This is a genomic window from Christiangramia lutea, from assembly GCF_022489035.1.
Classification (GTDB): domain Bacteria; phylum Bacteroidota; class Bacteroidia; order Flavobacteriales; family Flavobacteriaceae; genus Christiangramia; species Christiangramia lutea.
This window is the reverse complement of sequence record NZ_JAKVTV010000004.1, coordinates 1-16,322: the sequence shown is the minus strand read 5'-3', so window position 1 is coordinate 16,322 and position 16,322 is coordinate 1. Positions and strand designations below refer to the sequence as shown.

At 41.6% G+C, this 16,322-nt stretch carries 6 protein-coding genes and 1 rRNA gene; 3 read left to right on the top strand and 4 right to left on the bottom strand.

Going from position 1 to position 16,322, the window contains the following annotated elements:
* Positions 1-57 precede the first annotated feature (57 nt).
* Positions 58-1,284 (bottom strand): Glu/Leu/Phe/Val dehydrogenase dimerization domain-containing protein, encoded by a 1,227-nt coding sequence (locus tag ML462_RS12080; protein WP_240714085.1) that lies wholly within the window; start codon positions 1,282-1,284, stop codon positions 58-60.
* 65 nt (positions 1,285-1,349) lie between these two features.
* Positions 1,350-2,414: an anhydro-N-acetylmuramic acid kinase gene (locus ML462_RS12075; RefSeq protein ID WP_240714084.1), complete on the bottom strand. Its 1,065-nt coding sequence runs from the start codon at positions 2,412-2,414 to the stop codon at positions 1,350-1,352.
* 92 nt (positions 2,415-2,506) lie between these two features.
* Here ML462_RS12075 and ML462_RS12070 point away from each other — a divergent pair, with 92 nt between their 5' ends.
* Complete coding sequence (locus ML462_RS12070) at positions 2,507-3,649, top strand: acyl-CoA dehydrogenase (RefSeq protein WP_240714083.1); 1,143 nt, start codon at positions 2,507-2,509, stop codon at positions 3,647-3,649.
* Between the two features lie 67 nt (positions 3,650-3,716).
* Here ML462_RS12070 and ML462_RS12065 read toward each other — a convergent pair whose 3' ends face one another.
* Positions 3,717-9,476, bottom strand: coding sequence for a hypothetical protein (locus tag ML462_RS12065; protein WP_240714082.1), 5,760 nt, complete (start codon positions 9,474-9,476; stop codon positions 3,717-3,719).
* A gap of 631 nt (positions 9,477-10,107) precedes the next feature.
* On the opposite strand from ML462_RS12065, the gene gltB reads away from it, so the two are divergent.
* Both gltB and ML462_RS12055 read left to right on the top strand, forming a co-directional pair.
* A complete protein-coding gene (gltB, locus tag ML462_RS12060) occupies positions 10,108-14,631 on the top strand; it encodes a glutamate synthase large subunit (protein WP_240714081.1) in 4,524 nt (1,507 codons plus the stop codon).
* Positions 14,632-14,633: 2 nt separating this feature from the next.
* Positions 14,634-16,094, top strand: a complete 1,461-nt coding sequence (locus ML462_RS12055) for a glutamate synthase subunit beta (RefSeq protein WP_240714080.1) — start codon at positions 14,634-14,636, stop codon at positions 16,092-16,094.
* 129 nt (positions 16,095-16,223) lie between these two features.
* Here ML462_RS12055 and rrf read toward each other — a convergent pair.
* Positions 16,224-16,322 (bottom strand): 5S ribosomal RNA (rrf, locus tag ML462_RS12050); the annotation flags it as partial.

Sequence of the window (16,322 nt, the reverse complement as noted above, 5' to 3'; positions counted from 1 at the left end):
ATTTAATTAATAGGTAGTCTTGTTTTACCTGCCTTCATAAAATGTTTACACAAACTTTTAAACAAGCTGTTTTAGAGCAACTTCGAAAGCTGTTTTACTAATATTGGTCTTACTGCTGTTGTTATCGAAAGTATTCTGAATAGCATTCTTTATGGTCATGGAGGTGTCGTTGAAGATCGCTTCATCGGTCATCTGAACCCTTCTTTCCATAAAGTAGGCAAAAACCCTGGCCATCCCGCAGTTGGAAATAAAATCTGGGATCAGGCTAACTCGATCATCGGTATATTCCATGATAGGGCCGAAGAAAATTTCTTTATCGGCGAAAGGAACATTTGCACCACATGAAATTACCTCAAGTTTTCGATCGATAAGATTGGTGATCTGTTCCTTTGAAATCAGTCTTGAAGCTGCACAGGGAGCAAAAATTTCAGCATCCAGTTTCCAAACCTTTTCATTTACTTCTTCAAAAGGAATTACATCGTCATGTCTTAAAGAATTTCCATCTTTATTCAGGAACATTTCTTTTATTTCCTCAAAACTGAATCCTTCCTCGTTGATCAATCCCCCAGCACGGTCAATGATCCCAACGATCTTCGCTCCCATTTGAGCAAGATAGTAAGCAGCTGCAGAACCTACATTACCAAATCCCTGAACGATCGCCTTTTTTCCTTTAATATCGCCACCATAAATTTCATAATAATGGTGTACCGCTTCAGCTACCCCGTAACCAGTGATCATATCTGCCACGGTATACTTGCGGCTTACATCCGGTGAAAAATGAGTATTTTCAAGTACTTTGATCACACCCTGTCTCAGCTGCCCAATTCTATTGATCTTATCTGCTTCGGTTGGTTGAAAATGACCATTAAATACTCCTTCCTGCGGATGCCAAACACCACAATCTTCAGTAATAGGGATCACTTCATTAATTTCATCAACATTTAGGTCGCCTCCAGTTCCGTAGTAACTTTTCAGAAGTGGAGAAACTGCTTTATACCAACGTTCCAGAACTCCCTTTTTGCGAGGATCTGCCGGATCGAAATTTATTCCAGATTTTGCTCCACCAATTGGGGGTCCAGAAACTGTAAATTTCACCTCCATGGTTTTGGCCAGGGAAAGCACTTCATTCTGATCTAATCCTACTCTCATCCTGGTCCCTCCACCGGCAGCCCCACCTCTAAGAGAGTTAATTACTGTCCAGCCTTCAGCCTCAGTTTCAGAATCTTTCCAGTTAAATACAATTTCGGGTTCTTTATTCTCGTATACTTTGAGTAATTCTTTCATTTTTGGAATATTTTGCAGCAAATATAAAAAACTAAGCAGCCTAGATTTGGAATTTGGCAAAATTTTCAGGGTTCATAAATCCTGCCTGAAGAATGGTCAATTTTTGCACCCGTAACAGAACTAAGCACATTGACCTCGTCTCTTAATTTAAGGACTCCAAGTAAGGCAAATATTAGTGCCTCTTTGAAATCGATCAGCTTTTTCTCCGGAATAATGAAATCACAGGCCGAATGCGCTTTAATGCGTTCAATTAGAAAACCATTAAATGCCCCACCTCCGGTAACCAAAACCCCTGAGGAAGATTCATTATCGAGGCATGATGCGATCTGGATAGCAACATGTTCAACGAAAGTTCGAAGAATATCTTTTATTTCAAGTTCACAGCTATCAATAAGCGGAAGTATTAGGGAATTCACCCATTCAATGCCTAATGACCTTGGAGGTTCCTTTTTATAGAATTTCAATGAGTTAAGTTCCTGTAACATTTCTACATTGACTTCACCAGACCTGGCGAGCTTACCATCCTTATCATATTCTTTCCCAAGTTTCCGCATATAATGATTAAAAACAGTATTCACCGGGGAAATATCAAAAGCGACTCTTCCGGAACCGGATTCCATGGAAACATTGGCAAATCCTCCCAGGTTGATGCAATATTTATAGTCTCCAAAAAGAAGTCTGTCACCAATAGGAACTAAAGGAGCTCCCTGTCCACCCAGTTCAACATCCTGTACCCTGAAATCGCAAACCACGGGTATATTTAAGGTTTTCGCCAGTTTAGGAAGATTTCCTATTTGCAAAGTGATACCTTTTTCTGGTCTATGTTTTATAGTGTGGCCATGACTACATACTGCATCTAAAAGATCTATATCATTCTTTTGAATAAAATCAAGGATCACTTCAGACAGATAATCTGTATAATCATTATCCAGTTTATTAAGCTCTATTGCTTCCAGGTTAATTGCATCGTTCAATGATGTACGCCAATCAGAAGAATAAGGATAAGTTTCTGAAGCAATGATGGAAAATTCTACATCTTTTTCAAAATCAAGTTCAACAAATACAAGGTCTATACCATCCAGGGATGTTCCAGACATGACTCCTACAACTCTGTATTCAGTTTTTTCCATATTCGTAAAAATACTTAATATCAATTGAAAAATAGGTATCAAAAAGCTATCTTTGCCGTCCAAAAATTAGTTTTTTATAAATTTCTTTTCAAATGGATTTTAAACTTACAGAAGAACATATAATGATTCGTGATGCCGCCCGTGATTTCGCTAAAACGGAATTATTGCCGGGGGTGATCGAAAGAGACGAAAAGCAGGAATTTCCAAAGGAACTTGTTAAAAAAATGGGTGACCTTGGATTTTTAGGAATGATGGCCTCACCGGAATATGGCGGTGGCGGAATGGATACCATTTCCTACATCCTGGCCATGGAGGAGCTATCGAAGATCGATGCATCGGCTTCAGTTATGGTCTCTGTAAATAATTCCTTAGTTTGCTGGGGGCTTGATACTTTCGGAAACGAGGAGCAAAAGAAAAAATACCTTTCTAAACTTACTACCGGAGAAAAACTTGGTGCTTTTTGTTTATCTGAACCAGAAGCAGGAAGTGATGCTACTTCTCAAAAAACCACCGCTATAGATAAAGGTGACCATTATGTACTTAACGGTACCAAGAACTGGATCACCAACGGTAGCTCTGCCGATTACTTTCTTGTGATCGCGCAAACCGATAAGGAGAAAAAACATAAAGGAATTAATGCCTTTATTGTTGAAAAAGGCTGGGAAGGTTTTGAAATTGGTCCAAAAGAACAAAAACTAGGAATTAGAGGTAGTGATACTCATTCTTTAAACTTTAATGATGTAAAAGTTCCTAAAGAAAATAGAATTGGAGAGGACGGCTTCGGATTCAAATTCGCGATGAAAACACTTTCCGGAGGAAGAATTGGAATAGCAGCCCAGGCTTTAGGAATTGCCTCCGGTGCATACGAGCTGGCTAAAGATTATTCAAAACAAAGAAAGGCATTTGGAACCGAGATTTGTAACCACCAGGCGATCGCGTTCAAATTAGCCGACATGCATACTCAAATTGAGGCTGCCCGTCATATGGTAATGAGAGCAGCATGGGATAAAGATCAGGGTAATAATTATGATCTTTCCGGAGCTATGGCTAAGCTACATGCATCGCAAACCGCCATGGATGTGACCGTGGAAGCCGTTCAGGTACATGGAGGAAATGGTTATGTAAAAGAATACCACGTAGAAAGATTGATGAGAGATGCAAAAATAACTCAAATCTACGAAGGAACTTCTGAGATCCAGAAGATCGTAATTTCCAGAAGTATCTTAAAAGATTAAGATTTTCTTTTTATATATAGCAAAAGAGCAGCCGTTGGCTGCTCTTTTTATTATTAAAGTATACATTTTATTTACGCTTAGAAGAGACCACGTTTTTAGTAATTACCTCACGATCTGTCTGCATTCTAATAATATAGACCTGATTTGTTTTTAGAGCAAAATCAATATCCAACACTTTAGTATCTCCCTTAGACACCTTCTTATCTCTATAAGTTCTAAGTAGTCTACCATTCAGATCAAACACCTGGATCTCCACATTTTTCGAAGTATAATCGAAATCATACTGAAGAGTTAATTTTTGATTAAATGGTACAGGAGAAGCCTTGAAGTTTCCGGCTACAGATTTTTTATTTCTTCCGTTTCCTTTACCTGGTTTACTATCTTCAGTAGACTCACAACCTTCAGATGGTTCTGAAGTTGCCCTTGAGCCGCCAAGCGTACAACCAGCGTTGTTCAATTCGTCAAGGTAACTTCCAGCAGGCCCAGGATTACTAAAGTTCTCTTGAACATAAGCAATCAAGTCAGCTTCCGAACCAATTTCATAGTTCACGTCTCCGTTACAGATATTCAACAAAGCAGCCACCGACTGTCTTCCGAGGTTGTAGATGCCTCCACCACCCTGGTTGAGCACTTCAAGTAAGGTTTTATCCTGAAGTTGTGATGGTGTAGAATCACCGAATACATCGGAGTACAACGTACAGGTTGAATAACATTCCCATCTATCTGTATGATTTTTCCAATAACCTAAAGTACAACCTTCAAAGTTTTCACAAATTGGCTCTTCTAAGGTTACTTCAATTCTACCTGAATCGCATTCATTGTCACTCAATCCAAATATCACGTAGTCCCCAGGAGGAAGGTTGGTAAAACCTCCAATAGGTTGTTTTACCCCATCATAATAATCGACACCTCCACTGCTAACAGTATAGTTGAAAAATTCTGTATCCAATTCTGTTGCTTCTCCAATCCTAATGGCTATGCTTCCAAAACCGGTATCACAGTCTGGCTGGACAATTTCAGGTGTTAATGTAAAGACAGTCGCAGGAGGAATTAAAATAATAACTTCAAATTCTTCTGATTCACATCCTTCTAAACTATATTTTACCTTGAAATCATAAGCCCCTGGACTTAATGGGATTGGCCCCTCGTAAAGGAAATAATCTGAGAAGATCTCCTCTCCACTTGCCTTATAACTATAATAGAATTCTCTTACAGGATTATAACTTAGCGCTACAGAACCTTGAGAATCTGCAATACAGGTAGCCTGTGTGGTTTGAATTTCTGGAATCTCAATTTCATCTGGATCAGATAAGATTATGTCATCAACTGCGATTGTACAGCCATTGGCATCTGAAATAAGATTTCCATAAGTCCCAGGTCCCAGGTTTTCAAGAACTAAAATTCCATCTACATTAAAATCACCTAAATCTGAACTATAAGGAGCCGTTCCTCCACTAGCTGTAAAGGTGATTTTTCCATCTGAAAATCCTGGACAGCTAATATCCTGTACCTGAACATCTACTTCCAGAAATTCTGGTTCTCCTATCTCGATGTCATTCAGGTTAAAAATACACCCGTTCGCATCGGTTATAAGTACCGAATAAGTACCTGCTTCGATTCCCGATAAATCCTGAATAGTCGCACCTGTATTCCACAGATAGGTATATTCCGGAGTTCCGCCGCTTACACTAATATCAATAGCTCCATCAGAGAAGCCATTACAACTTACATCAGAAGTCGAAACCACTTCTGCTTCAAGGGTGGAAGGATCTTCAATTTCTATGTTTTCGATCGTATCGGTACAGCCATTGGCGTCGGTAACAGTTACAGAATAAAGTCCTGCGGCTACACCACTAAGATCCTGGGTAGTTACACCATTACTCCATAGGTAAGTATATTCTGGAGTTCCGCCAGTGACACTTATACCGATCGCGCCATCCAATTCACCATTACAGGTCGCATTGGTCACAGATTCAACACTAGCCACCAACTCATCTGGCTCTCCTACTTCAATACCTTCTATGGTGTCAGTACAGCCATTGGCATCAGTAACAGTAACAGAATAGGTACCTGCCGCGATTCCCGATAAATCCTGGGTAGTCGCGCCTGTATTCCACAAATAGGTATATTCCGGAGTTCCGCCGGTTACACTAATATCAATAGCACCATCGGAGAAGCCATTACAGCTGGCATCAGAAATAGTTTCTACACTAGCCACCAACTCATCTGGTTCTCCTACCTCGATTCCGTCTATGGTGTCAGTACAGCCATTGGTATCGGTTACAGTAACAGAATAAGTGCCTGCCGCGATTCCCGATAAATCCTGGGTAGTCGCGCCTGTATTCCACAGATAAGTATATTCCGGAGTTCCGCCGGTCACACTAATATCAATAGCACCATCGGAGAAGCCATTACAACTGGCATCAGAAACAGATTCTACACTAGCCACCAACTCATCTGGTTCTCCTACCTCGATGTCATTTAGGTTAAAAATACATCCGTTCGCATCGGTTATAAGTACCGAATAAGTACCTGCCTCGATTCCCGACAAATCCTGGGTAGTCGCACCTGTATTCCACAGATAAGTATATTCCGGAGTTCCGCCGCTTACACTAATATCAATAGCTCCATCAGAGAAGCCATTACAACTTACATCAGAAGTCGAAACCACTTCTGCTTCAAGGGTGGAAGGATCTTCAATTTCTATGTTTTCGATCGTATCTGTACAGCCATTGGCGTCGGTAACAGTTACAGAATAAAGTCCTGCGGCTACACCAATAAGATCCTGGGTAGTTACACCATTACTCCATAGGTAAGTATATTCCGGAGTTCCGCCAGTGACACTTATATCGATCGCGCCATCCAATTCACCATTACAGGTCGCATTGGTCACAGATTCAACACTAGCCACCAACTCATCTGGCTCTCCTACTTCAATACCTTCTATGGTGTCAGTACAGCCATTGGTATCGGTAACAGTTACAGAATAGGTGCCTGCAGCGATTCCCGACAAATCCTGGGTAGTCGCGCCTGTATTCCACAGATAAGTATATTCCGGAGTTCCGCCGGTTACACTAATATCAATAGCACCATCGGAGAAGCCATTACAGCTGGCATCAGAAATAGTTTCTACACTAGCCACCAACTCATCTGGTTCTCCTACTTCAATACCTTCTATGGTGTCAGTACAGCCGTTAGCATCGGTTACAGTAACAGAATAAGTGCCTGCCGCGATTCCCGATAAATCCTGGGTAGTCGCGCCTGTATTCCACAGATAAGTATATTCCGGAGTTCCGCCGGTCACACTAATATCAATAGCTCCATCAGAGAAGCCATTACAACTGGCATCAGAAACAGATTCTACACTAGCCACCAACTCATCTGGTTCTCCTACCTCGATGTCATTCAGGTTAAAAATACACCCGTTCGCATCGGTTATAAGTACCGAATAAGTACCTGCTTCGATTCCTGACAAATCCTGGGTAGTCGCACCTGTATTCCACAGATAGGTATATTCCGGAGTTCCGCCAGTGACACTTATATCAATAGCTCCATCAGAGAAGCCATTACAACTTACATCAGAAGTCGAAACCACTTCTGCTTCAAGGGTGGAAGGATCTTCAATTTCTATGTTTTCGATCGTATCTGTACAGCCATTGGCGTCGGTAACAGTTACAGAATAAAGTCCTGCGGCTACACCACTAAGATCCTGGGTAGTTACACCATTACTCCATAGGTAAGTATATTCCGGAGTTCCGCCAGTGACACTTATATCGATCGCGCCATCCAATTCACCATTACAGGTCGCATTGGTCACAGATTCAACACTAGCCACCAACTCATCTGGCTCTCCTACTTCAATACCTTCTATGGTGTCAGTACAGCCATTGGCATCAGTAACAGTAACAGAATAGGTACCTGCCGCGATTCCCGATAATTCCTGGATAGTCGCGCCTGTATTCCACAAATAGGTATATTCCGGAGTTCCGCCGGTTACACTAATATCAATAGCACCATCGGAGAAGCCATTACAGCTTACATCAGAAATAGTTTCAACACTAGCCACCAACTCATCTGGTTCTCCTACTTCAATACCTTCTATGGTGTCAGTACAGCCATTGGCATCAGTAACAGTAACAGAATAGGTGCCTGCCGCGATTCCTGACAAATCCTGGGTAGTCGCACCTGTATTCCAGAGATAAGTATATTCCGGAGTTCCACCGGTCACACTAATATCAATAGCACCATCGGAGAAGCCATTACAACTGGCATCAGAAACAGATTCTACACTAGCCACCAACTCATCTGGTTCTCCTATCTCGATGTCATTTAGGTTAAAAATACACCCGTTCGCATCGGTTATAAGTACCGAATAAGTACCTGCCTCGATTCCCGATAAATCCTGAGTAGTCGCGCCTATATTCCACAGATAAGTATATTCCGGAGTTCCGCCGCTTACACTAATATCAATAGCTCCATCAGAGAAGCCATTACAGCTTACATCAGAAATAGTTTCAACACTGGCCACCAACTCATCTGGTTCTCCTACCTCGATTCCGTCTATGGTGTCAGTACAGCCATTGGCATCAGTAACAGTAACAGAATAGGTGCCTGCCGCGATTCCTGACAAATCCTGGGTAGTCGCACCTGTATTCCAGAGATAAGTATATTCCGGAGTTCCACCGGTTACACTAATATCAATAGCACCATCGGAGAAGCCTTTACAACTTACATCAGAAATAGCTTCAACACTAGCCACCAACTCATCTGGCTCTCCTACTTCAATACCTTCTATGGTGTCAGTACAGCCATTGGTATCGGTAACAGTTACAGAATAGGTGCCTGCAGCGATTCCCGACAAATCCTGGGTAGTCGCGCCTGTATTCCACAGATAAGTATATTCCGGAGTTCCGCCGGTCACACTAATATCAATAGCACCATCAGAGAAGCCATTACAACTTACATGAGAAACAGATTCAACAGTAGAAATCAATTCGGTGGGTTCGCCAACAGTACCTTGAGTATCATAGGTACAATCGTTTGAATCTGTAATGGTAACAAAATAAGTACCAGGCGACAAGCCCGTGATAGTTTTTGTAGTTTCTCCATTGCTCCATAAATATGTATAAGGAGCCAACCCCCCAATTGGTAATGCCTCCAGCTCTCCATCATCAAACTGGAAACAACTTGAATCTGTGGAACTCACTCCTCCAGAAAGTGGAGTATCAACATTAATTTCACCCAAGGTTCCACATTTAGGAGATATATCTAAAAATCCTTGAGAGGTGGTATTTGTTGTTAAATTCGCACAACTATTTTTACTACTATCATCATCAACCTTAGACGCATCGGTCCAGGCCAGGTATAGGTTAGTAATTTTTAAACTAGTCCCACAGGTGTATTCAATAGGAGGATAAGGCAGTTCTGTAATGGTATTTGGAAGTAAACCATCTGTATCATTACATCCGGAAATAGTTTCAGAAGATATTAGATTACCCTCTGCATCCCTCACCTCGAGTGTCCCAAAAAAAGCAAATGTCGGTCTAAATGAACCTGTTTTATTGTTTATTGATAAAATTAAAGGGAAACTTTGTTCATCACCTTCTTCACATTCTACACATTGAGGTGCATCTAATCTGGCCTCAACAACCAGCAAATCCTGAGAGACACAATCTCCAGGTGGTGGTAGTGGCGGAGTACCCTGCCCAAGAATATTAGAGAATGAAAAAATGGCGATTAGAGTAAACAAAGAAACTCTAAGGGCACCTCGGGTTCGTTGTTTAGGTGAATTCAGGAAAATTTTCCTGAATAAAGTAACTTCTTTCATAATCATTAGTATTTAAGGTTAGGCCAGTAGCATGTAGGGACTCAATTAGCCCAGGTAAGAATTGGGGGAAAAATGTCTATTCTTAATTAATCGAGTAGAGAACAAACCAGATATTCAGAATCTGGTTTTTTTATATCCTGTATACAGAATCAATCGGGGGGAAGAATCTAAAATCCAGGTGAATTGATTCACCTTATAAACATGAAATTCAAAAAAAATCTAAAAGCTTATGAAGTTAAGCTATTGCAAAATGAGGGGTAATTAAAAATAAAATTATCAAGCTTACTCGTTCATGCCGTAAAAAAGAAGGCTAATTCTAATTTAACAAGTTCCAAGAAACAAATTTCACTATCCAACAATCTTATTTTCAGACAGTTAAATTTAACAAAAAATTCAATCAATAGGTGTAGATAAACTAAAGAATACGAAAAAACAGGGATTTCCCTACCTGCTATAATTTTCAGCTTTATTCATTACTCTTTTCATAAAAATAAGCCCGGTTAATTTTTAAATTCTCAATAAAAATTTATTGAAATATGAAATCCTAAAATATTGAATTAAAGCCTGTTGATCCCTTAAAAATTCTTTCGCTTTTCTTTAACTTTAAAAGAATAATTTAGATTGAACACGTATGAGAATGAAAGAACAGGGACTCTACTCCCCTTTAAATGAACGGGATAATTGCGGTGCAGGATTTATTTGCAATTTAAAGGGCGAACGCAGCAATAGAATTATACATAACGCCATAGACATCCTGGTACGCCTGGAACATCGAGGTGCAGTTAGCGCCGATGGCAAAACGGGAGATGGGGCTGGTATCCTCATCGAAGTTCCTCACGACTTCTTTAAAAAAGTGTGCGATTTTGAATTACCCAATTTTCGGGAATATGCCGTAGGAATGGTCTTTCTACCCAAAGTAGGCAATCAGGCAGATCTTTGTAAATCTACTTTTGAAAAAGAGATCCAAAATCAGGGGCTGGAGATCCTGGGCTGGCGAAAAGTACCGGTAAATCGTACTTGCCTTGGAAAAATGGCCAGCCGGGTAGAGCCTGCCATCGAACAGGTTTTTATAGCCCTTCCTGAAAATATGGAAAAGCATAGCTTCAATGCCAAACTTTATACAGCGCGTAAGATCGCCGAGCACAGCATTGAAAACTCCGGACTTTCTCAAAGTGATTATTTCTATTTTTCAAGTCTTTCCACCAATACCTTAATATATAAAGGACTGTTGATGCCTCAGGACATCAATGATTATTATAAAGACCTTAACGACCCTGATCTAATTACCAAGCTTGCCCTGGTACACCAGCGGTTTTCTACCAATACCTTTCCTACCTGGGACCTGGCACAGCCATTCCGCTATATGTGCCACAATGGTGAGATCAACACATTGAGAGGGAATTTAAGCCGAATGAGAGCCCGGGAGGAGCTTCTGGAAAGTGATCTCTTCGGAAACGATATTAAAAAGATCCTGCCGGTAACCATGGAAGGAAAATCAGATTCAGCTTCTATGGATATGGCTCTGGAACTTCTTTTGCAAACCGGAAGATCCCTGCCCGAGGCCATAATGATGATGGTTCCTGAAGCCTGGGAAAAGAACCCTTCCATGAACCACCAGAAAAAAGCTTTTTATGAATATAATGCCTGTATCATGGAACCATGGGATGGGCCCGCCTCCATTCCTTTTACAGACGGAAATTATATCGGAGCACTTTTAGACCGAAATGGATTAAGGCCTTCCCGCTACACTGTTACCAAAGACGGTTATGTGGTCATGTCTTCTGAAACCGGAGTCCTGGATATCAAACCCGAAAATGTGCTGCGGCATGGTAGATTAGAACCCGGAAGAATGTTCCTGGTAGATATGATAGAGGGCCGAATCGTGGAAGATGAGGAAGTAAAGAAAAAGATCGTTTCTGAAAGGCCTTACGAAGATTGGCTGAAAGACAACCTTCTTCCTCTGGCTAATGTTCCCTACACGGGTAATAAAACTCCCGTTGAGGAAATTCCCTATATCACCCGACTAAAACTATTCGGCTATACTTACGAAGACATATCTACCATCATCTCTCCCATGGCTTCCAAAGCCAAAGAAGCCATCGGCTCTATGGGAATCGATATTCCGCTGGCGGTACTTTCAGATAAGCCTCAACTTTTATTCAATTATTTCAAACAATTGTTCGCCCAGGTAACCAATCCGCCGTTAGATGGAATCCGCGAGGAAATCGTTACCGACATTAGCCTTTCCATAGGCGAAGACATCAATTTGTTCGAGATCATCCCCGAACAATGTAAAAAACTGAAGATCCAGAATCCGGTTATTTCCAATGAAGACCTGGATAAAATTAAATATATTGACTATCCCGGCTTTAAGGCCAAATCTATTTCCATGCTTTACGAAGCTGAAAAAGGAATGAATGGGCTGGAGGACAGGCTCGAAGAAATGATACTCGAAATTAATGCTGCGGTAGATGATGGCTGTAATATCATCATTCTTTCAGACAGGAATGTGAGTCCAAAACTGGCTCCAATTCCTTCCCTTCTAGCCTGCTCCTTTGTTCACCATCGCGCCAAAGATCATAACCGAAGATCTTCTTTCGGTATCGTGATAGAATCTGCTGAACCAAGGGAGCCGCATCATTTCGCTGCTTTATTCGGATATGGTGCAAGTGCGATCAATCCATATATGGTTAACGAAGTGATCTATGATCTTGTTGATAGAAAAGAGATCGATGTTCAGGATCCCGAAGTGGCCGTGGAAAATTTCAATGTCGCCATCGGAAAAGGGATCGTGAAGATCATGAACAAAATTGGTATTTCTACACTCCTCTCCTACCGCGGATCCCAGATTTTCGAGATCTTAGGTTTAAATAAGAAATTCGTCAATAAATATTTCACGAATACTCCAACCAGAATTGAAGGTATCGGACTATATGAAGTAGAGAAAGAAGTTCAGAAACGTTATCAGCATGCTTTCTTTCCCCCAGAAACCGAAACCGATCTCGATTTGGAAATGGGTGGAGATTATCGCTGGAGACGAAATGGGGAACGCCATGTTTTCAATCCGGCCAGTGTGGCCAAGCTTCAGCAGGCGGTAAAGCAGAACAGTTATGAAACCTATACTGAATATTCCAGAATAATCAATGAGCAGAACGAAAAGCTCATGACCTTACGCGGAATGTTCAAATTTAAGGAGCTAAATCCAATTCCTCTTGAAGAAGTTGAGCCATGGACCGAAATCGTAAAGCGATTCAAGACTGGTGCCATGTCATTTGGTTCCATCAGCAAGGAAGCGCACGAAAATCTGGCCATTGCGATGAATCGCATCAAGGGAAAAAGCAATTCCGGTGAAGGAGGTGAGGATGCCGATCGTTTTCAAAAAGACATCAATGGGAACTGGCGAAATTCGGCAATTAAGCAGGTCGCTTCCGGAAGGTTTGGTGTAAGCATCGATTATCTTACCAACGCTAAAGAGATTCAGATAAAAATGGCTCAGGGAGCTAAGCCTGGTGAAGGCGGACAGTTGCCCGGACCAAAGGTAAATCCTGATATCGCAAAGACCAGGAATTCTACTCCTTATGTTGGATTGATATCTCCACCACCGCACCATGATATTTATTCTATTGAAGATTTAGCCCAGCTCATCTTTGACTTGAAAAATGCCAATCGTGAAGCGCGGATCAACGTAAAACTGGTTTCCAAAGTTGGTGTGGGTACGATCGCCGCCGGTGTAGCGAAAGCAAAAGCTGACGTAGTCTTAATTTCAGGTTACGATGGAGGAACGGGGGCTTCTCCCCTCACTTCCTTGCGACATGCCGGTTTGCCATGGGAATTGGGGATCGCCGAAGCCCAGCAAACCTTATTGCTGAATAATCTTAGAAGCAGGATCGTGGTGGAATGTGACGGCCAACTCAAAACCGGTAGGGATGTTGCCATAGCCTGCCTTTTAGGTGCAGAGGAATTTGGATTTTCTACGGCTCCGCTGGTGGCCACCGGTTGCATTATGATGCGCGCCTGCCATTTGAATACCTGCCCGGTAGGAATTGCTACCCAGGATCAAGAACTGCGGAAGAACTTTAAAGGAACTCCTGAAAATGTGATCAATTTCATGTATTTCATTGCCCAGGAACTTCGGGAGATCATGGCCCAGTTAGGCTTCAGAAATATGAACGAAATGGTGGGACAATGCCAGAAACTGGATATGAATCGAGCCATTAAACATTACAAAGCCCAAGGAATTGATCTTTCCAATATTCTGCATAAACCGAATTTCAAGGAAGGCGTGCCGCTTTCAAATACCGAAAAGCAGTTGCATAATCTAGATGGTGTGCTGGATTTTGAAATTTTAAAACAGGCGCATCCGGCAATTTATCGAAAAGAGCCGGTAACGCTCAGTTTCCCAATTAGCAATACCAATCGTACCACGGGAGCGATCATCAGCAACGAGATTTCCAAGATCCACGGTGCCATAGGTTTGCCTAAAAACACCTTAACATTGAACTTTAATGGTTCAGCAGGGCAAAGTTTTGGAGCATTTGCCGCCAAAGGTCTCAACTTGAATATCGAAGGAAACTCTAATGATTATTTCGGAAAAGGACTTTCTGGGGCAATACTTTCGGTTAGAAAACCAAAAGAGGCGACCTTCAAATCCAATGAAAATATCATCATTGGGAATGTGGCTCTTTATGGAGCTATTTCTGGGGAAGCCTATATTAACGGAATTGGAGGCGAACGCTTTTGTGTACGAAATTCAGGAGCAAAAGCCGTAATCGAAGGCATTGGCGATCATGGTTGCGAATATATGACTGGTGGTGTCGCGGTGATTTTGGGAAAAATAGGAAGGAATTTTGCCGCCGGAATGAGTGGCGGAACAGCCTACATTTTTGATCCAGGTAATGAAATTGACCGAAACAACTTTAATATGGAAATGATCGAGTTCGAGGAAGCTTCCGAAGAAAATCTTCAGGAACTTCAGGAACTTATCGTGAATCATTATCAATATACCGAAAGTGACATTGCCAAAGAAATTCTGAATAACTGGGAAGAACATGCCGGGAATTTCATAAAAGTGATGCCTACAGAATATAAAAAGGCACTTCAGCAATTGGAAGAGAAAAAGAAAAAAGAAGAAGAGGTAGATCTTAAAACTGCATAAGAATGGGTGAATTAAGAGGATTTTTAGAATACGAACGCAAAGAGGAAGAAGATATAAAACCCGAAGAAAGGGTAAGAAATTATAAGGAATTTCATAAAGAGCTTCCTACCGAAGAATTAAAAAAACAAGGTGGAAGATGTATGGATTGCGGTATTCCGTTTTGTCATAGCGGTTGCCCGTTGGGAAATTTGATCCCCGATTTCAACGATGCCGTTTATCGTAACGAATGGCAAAAAGCTTTAAAAATATTGCATGCGACCAACAATTTTCCGGAATTCACCGGGAGGTTGTGTCCGGCACCATGTGAATCGGCATGCGTATTAGGCATTATAGAGCCTCCTGTGGCCATTGAAATGATCGAGAAGTATATTGTAGAGCGAGGTTTTAAAGAAGGCTGGATCAAGCCTGAACCGCCGGCTCATCGTACCGATAAGAAAATTGCGGTTGTAGGTTCAGGGCCTGCCGGACTCGCCGCCGCCCAGCAGTTGAACCGCGCGGGTCACAATGTGACGGTTTTTGAGCGTGATGCAAAAATTGGAGGATTACTTAGATATGGTATTCCAGATTTTAAGATGGAGAAGCAGGTGATAGATCGTCGTTTAGATCAGATGAAAGCTGAAGGTATCGAATTTAAACCGAACACTGAAGTTGGTAAAAATTACTCAATAGAAGAATTAAAGAGTTTTGATGCGGTAGTTCTTTGTGGCGGTGCCACGGAAAGGCGAAAATTGCCAATTCCGGGTTCTGACGCTGAAGGAGTGGTACAGGCGATGGAATTCCTGAAGCATAATAACGAGGCAGTTGACGGATTGCATGATGTTGAAGACAGGCTTAATGCAAAGGGAAAAGATGTAATTGTAATTGGCGGTGGCGATACAGGATCAGACTGTGTAGGTACTTCAAATAGACATGGAGCAAAATCTGCGACCAATTTTGAGATCCTGCCATTACCTCCTGAACAAAGATCAAATGAAAATCCATGGCCTTATTGGCCGTTTACTTTGAAGACAAGTTCTTCTCACGAAGAGGGTGTGGAAAGAAACTGGAGCATACAAACTAAGGAATTTATTAAGGACAATTCTGGGAATTTAAAAGCTCTAAAAACAGTGCAAGTAGAATGGATTAAAAAACCTGGTCAAAAACCGGAGTTAAAGGAAATTCCAAATACTGAAAAGGAATGGCCCTGCGACCTAGCCCTGCTTTCCCTGGGTTTTACCGGTCCCGAAAAAAGCCTAGGTGAACAGCTAGGCTTGGAAATAGACGAAAGGACTAACATAAAAGGCAAAAAAGATTATAGCACGAATGTGAAGAATATTTTTGTAGCCGGAGATATGAGAAGAGGTCAGTCTTTGATCGTCTGGGCCATTTCTGAAGGCCGTGAGGCGGCGCATCATGTAGATAAATTTCTAATAGGTAAATCTAAATTGCCTATTAAAGGCGAGGGTGATCTACCCACTCCGTAGATTAATCACTCATATTAAACAAATAAAGCAGCCTTTGGGGCTGCTTTATTATTGAGTTGCATTTGGAGTATTTGGATGATTTTTGGGCATAAAAAAACCCCTTATCTTTTGGATAAAGGGTTTTCAAGAAGAAGGCGGCGACATACTCTCCCACAATGATAGCAGTACCATCTGCGCTAACGGGCTTAACTACTCTGTTCGGGATGGGAAGAGGTGAGCCCCGTTGCT

Coding starts and splice junctions, on each gene's coding strand:
- ML462_RS12080 (WP_240714085.1), bottom strand. CDS start 1,284: ATGAAAGAATTACTCAAAGTATACGAGAATAAAGAACCCGAAATTGTA.
- ML462_RS12075 (WP_240714084.1), bottom strand. CDS start 2,414: ATGGAAAAAACTGAATACAGAGTTGTAGGAGTCATGTCTGGAACATCC.
- ML462_RS12070 (WP_240714083.1), top strand. CDS start 2,507: ATGGATTTTAAACTTACAGAAGAACATATAATGATTCGTGATGCCGCC.
- ML462_RS12065 (WP_240714082.1), bottom strand. CDS start 9,476: ATGAAAGAAGTTACTTTATTCAGGAAAATTTTCCTGAATTCACCTAAA.
- gltB (WP_240714081.1), top strand. CDS start 10,108: ATGAGAATGAAAGAACAGGGACTCTACTCCCCTTTAAATGAACGGGAT.
- ML462_RS12055 (WP_240714080.1), top strand. CDS start 14,634: ATGGGTGAATTAAGAGGATTTTTAGAATACGAACGCAAAGAGGAAGAA.